Annotated in this window: 6 protein-coding genes; 4 read left to right on the top strand and 2 right to left on the bottom strand. The window is 75.0% G+C overall.

Features of this window, described 5'->3' with window-relative positions; genetic code table 11:
- The first annotated feature begins 281 nt into the window (after positions 1 to 281).
- Positions 282 to 596, top strand: a complete 315-nt coding sequence (locus tag ACWCXH_RS08555; RefSeq protein ID WP_449800600.1) for a hypothetical protein — start codon at positions 282 to 284, stop codon at positions 594 to 596.
- A 53-nt stretch (positions 597 to 649) separates the two neighbouring features.
- Here the strand turns inward: ACWCXH_RS08555 and ACWCXH_RS08550 are convergent, their stop codons facing one another.
- On the bottom strand, positions 650 to 1,687 hold the full coding sequence (locus ACWCXH_RS08550; protein ID WP_449800599.1) for a GDP-mannose 4,6-dehydratase: 1,038 nt from the start codon (positions 1,685 to 1,687) through the stop codon (positions 650 to 652).
- A 63-nt stretch (positions 1,688 to 1,750) separates the two neighbouring features.
- Entirely contained in the window at positions 1,751 to 4,840 is a 3,090-nt protein-coding gene (locus ACWCXH_RS08545; RefSeq protein ID WP_449800598.1) for an amino acid adenylation domain-containing protein, read from the bottom strand.
- Positions 4,841 to 5,075: 235 nt separating this feature from the next.
- Between ACWCXH_RS08545 and ACWCXH_RS08540 the strand changes: the two genes are divergently transcribed.
- The 3 genes from ACWCXH_RS08540 to ACWCXH_RS08530 all read left to right on the top strand — a co-directional run bounded on the left by ACWCXH_RS08540 (position 5,076) and on the right by ACWCXH_RS08530 (position 9,205).
- Entirely contained in the window at positions 5,076 to 5,924 is an 849-nt protein-coding gene (locus ACWCXH_RS08540; RefSeq protein ID WP_449800597.1) for an AfsR/SARP family transcriptional regulator, read from the top strand.
- Between the two features lie 47 nt (positions 5,925 to 5,971).
- Positions 5,972 to 6,760: an SDR family NAD(P)-dependent oxidoreductase gene (locus tag ACWCXH_RS08535; protein ID WP_449800596.1), complete on the top strand. Its 789-nt coding sequence runs from the start codon at positions 5,972 to 5,974 to the stop codon at positions 6,758 to 6,760.
- Positions 6,761 to 6,877: 117 nt separating this feature from the next.
- Positions 6,878 to 9,205: a condensation domain-containing protein gene (locus ACWCXH_RS08530; protein WP_449800595.1), complete on the top strand. Its 2,328-nt coding sequence runs from the start codon at positions 6,878 to 6,880 to the stop codon at positions 9,203 to 9,205.

Below are 9,205 nucleotides of genomic sequence, written 5' to 3'. Positions count from 1 at the left end.
CATCGACGCAACCCATCTGGAAGACCGGCGAACGGCAGGGATCCGCTGTGGACGGCCCGCGTGCCCGGCACGCGCGGCGCTCGCATTCCCGCACTCCAGCGCCCAGTCTCGATCGGGGCCGCGCCGAATTTCCCTAGGGTCTGTCGATCTTCGGCGAACGGCCGCCGGACTCTAGGGAATTGCCGGGCCGTTCGGCTGGATCGTCAGTTGCGCGAGCCCTGGGTTGGGCCCGACCGGGCCTTTCGGCACCCGGGCCCTTGACGTCGAGAAGGATCACCGCCATGCCCGACCCCTTCCCGCACGGCGACGCACCGAGACCGCCGCGGCCCCCCGCCGAGGGCGCCGCGGACTCGGCGGCGGCCGAGCTCAGCGAGCTCGACGAGCAGCTGATCGCCCAGCTGGTCCAGCGGATCCGGCTGGCCCGCGGCCACCAGCTCAGCCGCCGCGCCGCCGGATTGCCGACCACCAGCCTCGCCCAGGAGAACGCGATGCTGCGCCGCTACGCCGCCCGGCTCGGCGATCAGGGCGCCGGGATCGCGCTGGCGATCCTGGAACTCTCCCGCCCGCCCAGCGGGCCCGTCTCCGAACGGCGGTAGGGCGGTGGGGACTTCGCGTCCCCACCGCCCTACCGCCCTTTCCGGCCCGGGTGTCACCAGCGGGCGCCGGCCAGCACCTCGCCGTAGTCGCGGGCGAGGCGCGCCTGTTCCAGGTCGGACTCGACCATCATCCGCATCAGCTCCGGGAAGTCGACCTTCGGCTCCCAGCCGAGCTTGCCGCGCGCGTTGTCCGCGTCCGCGCAGAGCGTCTCCACCTCGGCCGGCCGAACCAGCGCGGGGTCGACGGAGACGTGGTCCTCCCAGTTGAGCCCCACGCACTCGAAGGCGATCCGGGCCGCGTCGCGCACCGAGTGCATCTGCCCGGTGCCGATCACGTAGTCGCCCGGCACGTCCTGCTGGAGCATCAGGTGCATCGCCCGGACGTAGTCCCCGGCGAAGCCCCAGTCGCGGACGGCGTCGAGGTTGCCGAGCAGCAGCCGGTCCTGCAGGCCGAGCTTGATCTGCGCGACCGCGAGGGAGATCTTCCGCGTCACGAACTCGGCCCCGCGGCGTGGCGACTCGTGGTTGAACAGGATCCCCGAGACGCCGTACATCCCGTAGGACTCACGGTAGTTGCGGGTGATGTAGTGCCCGTACGTCTTCACCACCCCGTACGGGCTGCGCGGGTGGAACGTGGTCCGCTCGTTCTGCGGGGTCTCCGCCACCATGCCGAACATCTCGGAGCTGGAGGCCTGGTAGAACCGGATCCGGCCGGGGCCGCCGGCGGCGCCGGCCGGCTTGTTGATCCCGCTCACCATCCGGATCGCCTCCAGCACCCGCAGTACGCCGGTGCCGTTGACCTCGGTGACGAGTTCCGGCTGGCGCCAGGACATCGGCACGAACGAGATCGCCCCGAGGTTGTAGACCTCGTCGGGCTGGATCGAGTCGACGGCGGAGACCAGGCTGCCCTGGTCCATCAGGTCGCCGTCGACGAACCGCAGGTCCGGGATCAGCCTGCTGACCCGGTCCTTCCGCGGATTCGCCTGTCCCCGGGTGAGGCCCCAGACCTCGTACCCGAGGGAGATGAGGTGTTCGGCCAGGTACGACCCGTCCTGGCCGGTCACCCCGGTGATCAGTGCACGCTTGGACATCCGTTCCCCTTCAGCCACTGCTCGCGGGCCGTTCTCGGCACAGCCAGCGAACCAGAGGCACCGCTAAGGAATTTGCGAGACTTCCGGCCCGATGTGCCCGGGCCCGCCGCGCTCCGGCCCGGCTTCCGCGCGCCGCGCGGCTTCGGCGAGCGCCGCGACCCGGGCCAGCGTCGGCCGGGTGACGACCTCCCGCAGCCGGGCGGCCAGGCGTGCCTCGCCGTCCGGTCCGGCGACCTCGCGGGCCACGTCGGCCAGCATGGCGATCATGGCCGGGGAGTCGCCGCCGAGGTCGTGGAAGTCGCTGTCCGGGCCCAGCTCCCCGGCGTCGACGCCGAGCACCCGCGCCCAGATCCGCGCGACCTCCCGCTCCGCCGGGCCCAGCGCGACGGCCTCCGGCGGGGCGTCCGCCCCCGGCCCGCCGAACGGGTCGGGCAGCGCGTCCACGGCGACCTTGCCGTTGACGGTGCGCGGGATCCGGTCGACGAGCGTGAGCGCGGCGGGCACGAGGTAGGCGGGCACGCGCGCGAGCAGGTGGCGCGCCAGGTCGGCGGCGTCCGGCGGGCGGGCGCCGGAGCGGGGCAGCACGTAGCCGCACAACGCCTTGCCGGGGCGCCCGGGCCGGCTCCTGGCCACGACCACGGCCGCCGCCACGTCCGGGTGCTCCTCCAGTGTCCGGGCGATCTCGGCGGGCTCGATCCGATGCCCGTTCACCTTGACCTGGTCGTCGATCCGGCCGAGCAACTCCAGTTCCCCGGAGGGCAGTCGGCGGGCGAGGTCGCCGGTGCGGTAGATCCGGGTGCCGTCGGCGAGGTGGACGAAGCGCTCCCGGGTGAGGTCCGGACGGCCGCGGTAGCCGCGGGCGAGCTGGCGTCCGCCGAGGTACAGCTCGCCGGTCGCGCCGGGGGCGACGAAGCGCCGCTCGGCGTCCAGCAGGTACATCGCGACGCCGTCGCCCGGCAGCCCGACCGGAACGCTCGCGCCGTCGTCGCGCGTCTCGTCGAAGACGTGGTGGCTGACACCGACGGTGGCCTCCGCGGGCCCGTACAGGTTGACGATCCGGCAGTCCGGGCCGAAGCGCTCCCGGGCGCGCAGCGCGAGCGCGCGCGTGAACTGCTCCCCGATCACGAGCAGGGTGCGGACGTCCCCCGGGCCGAGGTCCAGCCGAGTGATCAGGTCGAGGTGGGTCGGGGTGAGCGCGAGCGTCGTGGCGCCGGCGGCCAGCACCTCGCGCAGCGACACGTGGGTGAGCTCCTCGCCCATCACCAGCAGGGTGCCGCCGGCGAGGAAGGGCAGGATGAGCGAGATCTCCGCGACGTCGAAGGAGAGCGAGCACAGCAGCGGGATCCGGGTCTCGTGGCCGATGCCGTGCTCGCGGACCGCCCAGGACGCGTAGCCGGCGAGGGCTCCGTGCTCGATCTCCACGCCCTTGGGCTTGCCGGTCGAGCCCGAGGTGTAGACGACGTACGCGAGGTCGGCCGGGTCGGGCCCGCCCGGGGGCAGCTCCGGGGCGGGCCGGCCCGGCAGTTCGTCCAGTGGTTCGTCCAGCCGCAGCCGCGCGCAGCCCGGGGGCAGGAAGTCCCGTTCCGCGTACGGCCGGTGGGTCAGGCAGAGCGGCGCTCCGGCGTCGGCGAGCAGTTCGCGGATTCGGGTGTCCGGGTGCTTCGGGCCCATCGGCAGGTAGGCCGCGCCGGCCAGCAGGGCGCCCCACGCGCCGGCCGCGGCGGCGGCCGAGCGGTCGGCGAGCAGGCCGACGACGGTGTCGCGGCCGACGCCGCGCTCACGGAGCCGGGCTGCCACCACTCGTGCCCTGCGGTCGAGTTCGGCGTAGGTCACGTCGCCGTCCGGGCCGCTGATCGCCACGGCGGCGGGCCGGGCTGCCACCTGGGCGCGGAAGCGCTCCACGACCGTCCGGGCGTCCGAGGGTCTGTCCGGCGCCGCGGGCAGCAGTGTCGCGCATCTACGGGCCTCGGCCGGGGAGAGCGCCTCGCACAGCCCGTCGAGCAGGTCCTCGGCCTGGGCCGCGCACGCCGGGTCGGACCACCAGGCGAGGGTCAGTTCGGTGCGTCCGTCGTACTCGACCACGCTGAGGCCGGGCGGGCTCGCGGGTTCCCTCGGGCACAGCAGGTACACCGCCGTCGGCCGGTGGCCGGGGGTGGCGAACTCCCCGGGGTCGACGCGGCCCAGACTGGTCACCGACCCGACCGAGGCGAACCGGCCGGTGCGGCGCGTCCCGTGGTCGAGCCTGCGGACGATCATCCGCAGCAGCCCGAGCGGCGCCCGCAGGATCTCGGGGCCGGGGGTGCGGACCACGCCCCGGCGCTCCGCCAGGACGCCCAGCAGCTGCCGCTGGGTCTCCTGCCACTCCTGCCCGGCGGGGATGTCGAGGCTGACGGTCAGCGCCAGGTTGCCCGTCGACTCCACGCCGGGGTGGAACTGCCGCAGGTCGACGGGGATCCCGACGGTCGCCACGGGCTCGCCGGAGCGGCGGGCCAGTTCGGTGGCCAGCCGGGCCGCGACGGCCGGGTAGGTGCCGTCCACCGTCCGGCGCCACCAGCGCTGCCCGTGCCGGCCGGCGCCGCTCGGCACGTCCAGCACCGGGCGCAGCGCGAACTCACCGTCCACCGCGCCGCCTTGGCGCAGCAGCGGTTCGTCCAGCTCCGTGACGGCGGTCGTGGACCGGGCGCCGAGCGGCTCCTCGCCGCGCAGCGCCCGGAAGACGTCGGCGGCCCAGCGGCGCAGCCCGCGCGCGTCCATCACCGCGTGCGAGGCGCGGAAGGCCACGGCCGGGCGCGGGCCGTCGAACAGCACCGCCTCGCAGTGGGCGCCGCGCACCGGGAGCGGACGGCGCAGCTCGGCCGATCCGTCGGGGGCGTCGTGGCCGGGCACGACACGGACGGGCGGCGCCTGGCGGCCGTCCACCCAGCGCGTGCCGCGGCGGGTCAGCCGGGCGCCCGGGCAGGCCCCGGAGGCTGCTGCGACTGCCCGGCGCAGCTCCGCCTCCGTGATCCCGCCGACGCCCTCGACGACCAGGTTGAGCACCGGGGACAGCACCCTCGGGAACCCCGAGTACCAGTGTTCCAAGGGCGCGACGGCCCGTTCGAACCGCCCGGCGGCGCCCGGGCGCCGCCGGGTCGAACTCCTGATCCAATTCATTCCCGGATCGAACTACCGCGCACCCTGGGAGAACCCCTAGAAACCGGCCGCCCGGCACGCCCCACAGCGGGCCCGGAAACAGGCTCGACGCGGACTAGAGAAAACCCGCCGTCCCGGCGGCGCGGGCTTAGGGTGCGGACGAATCCGCACACGCCTTCGACACCGACACCGACACCGTCGTCACCGCCGGCGCCACCACCGACCGGACGCCATCGCCACCAGGGGGAGAACCGCCATGCGCATCAAGGTCCTCGGCCCACTCACCGCCGACCTCAACGGCATCTCGATCGTCCCCACCGCCGCCAAGCAACGGCAGATCCTCGCCCTGCTCGCGCTCTACCCGAACCGGATCCTCCCCACCAGCACGCTCATCCACGAGATATGGGGCGACCACCCACCGCGGCGGGCCCTGACCACCCTTCAGACCTACATCCTCCAGCTGCGCCGCCGCATCACCCACGCCCTCGCCGGGGCGTCACCGGCCGGCCCGGACACCACCGCCAAGGACGTCCTCACCACCAGACACTGCGGCTACCAGCTCACCGTCCCGCCCGTCGGCCTCGACCGCCCCGCCCTCGACCTCCAGGCGTACAACGACCTCACCACGCGCGGCCAGGAGGCCTTCAACCGCGGCCACGACCTCGACGCCAGCGCCCACTTCCACCACGCGCTCGCCCTGTGGAACGGCCCCGCGCTCGTCGACATCAGCCCCGGCCCGATCCTCAGCACCGAGATCATCCGGCTGGAGGAGAGCCGCCTGGTCACCCTCGAACGCCGCATCGACACCGACCTGCGCCTCGGCCGGCACAACGAGCTGATCCCCGAACTCACCCACCTCACCCACCAGCACCCGCACCACGAAGGCCTGCACGCCCAGGCGATGGTGGCGCTCTACCGAGCCGGGCGGCAGACCACCGCCCTCACCACGTACCACCACCTGCGGCACCGCCTCACGGCCGAGCTGGGCATCCAGCCCTCGCCCCACCTCCAGCACCTGCACCACGCGATCCTCACCCTCGACCCCACCCTCAACACGCCCGCCACCAGCCTCCACCCGACCACCTACAACCTGTATCCGGCCTGAGCACCCAAGCCCTGACGGAATCGCCCTCACCCCACCCAGGACCCGCCATGACGCCCACATCCGACACACCCCTCGCCCTCATCACCGGCGGGACGCGCGGAATCGGTCTCGCCATCGCCCGCGAGCTGGGCAACCGCGGTCACCGCGTCTTCATCTGCGCCCGCACGGCCCAGGACATCACCGACACCCTCGACACGCTCCGCGAGGAGGGCATCCAGGCCGACGGCGCCCCCTGCGACGTCCGCGACCCGGCCCAGGTCACCAGACTCGTCCAGGACGCCGTCAGCCGCCACGGGCCCATCACCGTCCTCGTCAACAACGCGGGCCGCACCGGCGGCGGTCCCACCGCGACGACCACCGACGACCTCTGGTACGACGTCATCGACACCAATCTGAACGCCGTCTTCCTCGTCACCCGCGAGACCCTCAGACACGGGCACATCACCGGCACGGCCCACCCGCGCATCATCAACATCGCCTCCACCGCCGGGAAGCAGCCCGTCACCCTCGGCGCGCCCTACACCGCGAGCAAGCACGCCGTCATCGGCTTCACCAAGGCCCTCGCCAAGGAGCTCGCCCCCACCGGCACCACCGTCAACGCGATCTGCCCCGGCTACGTGCACACCCCGAACACCACGCGCATCCACCACGAGTACGCCACCGCCTACAACACCACGCCCGAGACGATCCACCAGCACTTCCAGACCCAGATCCCACTCGGCCGCTACACCACCCCCGAGGAGGTCGCCGCCCTGGCCGGGTACCTCACCACCGCCACGGCCGCGAGCATCACGGCCCAGGCCCTCAACGTCTGCGGCGGCCTCGCCACCCAGTGAGGCCACCAGGCCTCCCCTCCCTCTCCCGGCCCCCAGCACGGCCACCGCCCTGGACGGCCGCCGCCCAGCACGGCCACCGACGGAAAGGAACCCGGGCCCGGTGCCCGCTGATCAGCGATGACGATCCGTCAGTTCTCCAGCGCGCCCGTCACCTTGCTCGTCGCCGACGCCCCGGCGCCGTCCCCCTGCCTGCCCGCCCGGCGCCCGCCGCGGCGCCTCGACGCCGGGTCCGTCAGCGCCGCGCTGGCACGCACCGCCACCCGCCAGTGGTGCCCGCCGACCGCCGAGGAGCGGCAACCGCCGCGAAGGGCGGCCGAGTTCCTTCTCGTCGAGCTCTACCAGGCCTACGACAGCACCGTGCTGCGCACGGCCCTGCGCGCGGTCGAACCCGGCGCGGGGCCGGACGTCCTGTGGGAACGCGAGACCCAAGGCCCGGACGGGCTCGACGGCGTCCTCGCCGAGCTCGGCCGCAGCCTCGCGTACGGCCCGCGCGTGCGCGCCGTCGCGGTCGGCCGGCCCGGCGCGGCGCGCCGGCTCTTCGTCGGGATCGCCGCCGGGCCGCTCGCGCGCACCCTCGGCGTCCTGGAGGAGCTGCGCTCCGCGCTCTCCCACCCGCCGGCGCCGGTCACCGTCCCCACCAGCGCCCTCCAGCGCGAGCTGCTGCGCGAGGTGACCGGCCGCGCCGACCACGGCGGGCGGCACGTCGAGCAGCTGTCCTGGAACTGGCACGGACCGCTCGACACCGAACGGTTCACCGCCGCCTGGCAGTCCGTCTTCGACCACGAGCTCGTCCTGCGGGCCGCCTTCGACTGGACGGAGGACGGGCACGACGACCCGTGGATCGTCCTCCACGACCGCGCCGTCCCCGAGGTGACCCGCCACCCGGACGGCGCGGGCGCACCCGGCTGGGACGAACTCCTCGAAGCCGACCGGCGGCGCGGCTTCGACCTGCGCCGGCCCGCACTGCTGCGTGCGACGCTCGTCGACACCCGGCCGCCCGCCGGCCGTCCCGCCGAGGCCGACGCCGCCGAGGGCCCCGTCACCCGCGTGCTGCTCACCTACCACCACGCCATGCTCGACGGCTGGAGCGTCCGCCTGCTCCTCCGGTCCTTCTACCGCGCCTACCTCACCGGCGGATCCCTCCCCGGCGGCGAGCGCCGCCCCGACCTGCGCGACCACGCCCGCTGGCTCGGCGCCCAGGACACCGACCCCGCCCGCCAGTTCTGGTCCACCCGGCCCGCCGCCACCGGCACCCGCCCCGCCGCCACCGCCGTCCTCCCGGCCGGCCTCGCCGCGGACGGCCACGGCAGCGGGCGGGCCCGGCGCCGGCTCACCCCGTACGAGGCCGTGCGGCTGCGCGGCTGGGCCGCCGCGTGGGGCGCCGGCGAGAGCAGCGCGCTCCAGGCGGCGTGGGCCCTCCTGCTGTACCGGGCGGCGCAGGCCCCCGACCCGCGCCTGGCGCCGCGGGCCGTCCGGGTCGGGTTCGCCGTCACGGTGTCCGGCCGCGGGATCCCGCTGGACGGCATCGACCGGCTGCCCGGCGCCCTGCGCAACCCGCTGCCGATCACCGTCCGGGTGCACCCGGGCACGACGGTCCCCCAGCTCCTCGCGGCGCTGCGCGACGGGGTGCTCGACCTCTCCGCCTACGAGTGGGTCTCCGCCGGCCAGGCGCACCGGTGGAACGGCACACCGCACGGCAAGCGCCCGCAGAGCCTCGTCGTCCTCGAACACCTGCCGCTCACGCCGCACCACCCGCGCCTGGACACCGACCTGGCCGCCCACGGCATCCACGTCGAGGCCCCGACCCCCGCCGGCACCTTCACCTCGTACCCGATCACGCTCACCGCGCACTACGACGCGACGGGCGGGCTGGTGCTCACCACCGTCCACGACCGCGCGCTGCTCGCCGACCGGGACGCGACCGAACTCCTCAGCCAGAGCGCCCACCTGCTGCGCAGCTTCCCCGACCTGCCGAGCGGCCTCGGCACCACCGAGGTCCTCCGCACCACCCTCGCCGGCCACCCGGCCCCGCACCCGGGCGGCGGTGACACGGCGAGCCCGCCGAACGCGCCGGACGCCGACCCCGCCGTCCGCCTGGACGTCCTGCGCCGGGCCACCCGCCCCGGCGCCGGCTGGGTGCTCCTGCTGCCCCCGCCCGGCGCGCCGGACACCGGCTTCCCCGCCACCGCCCGCGGCTGGCCCGGCCCGCAGGCCCTCGGGGTGCTGCGCCCGCTGCTCGGCGACCCGCCACCCGCCGCCTACCGCCCGCTGCTCACCCCGCTGCTGAAGTCGCGGGCACCCGTCACCCTGGTCGCCGCCACCGGCAGCGGCGTCACCGCCTACGAGATCGCCCGCCTCGGGCCGCCCGCGGCCACCCCCCTGGTCGTCCTCCTGGCCGACGACACCAGCCTGCCCGCCCTCGCCACAACCGTCACCCGCACCTGA

It is taken from the genome of Kitasatospora sp. NPDC001660 (assembly GCF_053596725.1).
The sequence above is the reverse complement of the archived record's forward strand: the minus strand, read 5'-3'. Positions and strand labels throughout refer to the sequence as shown.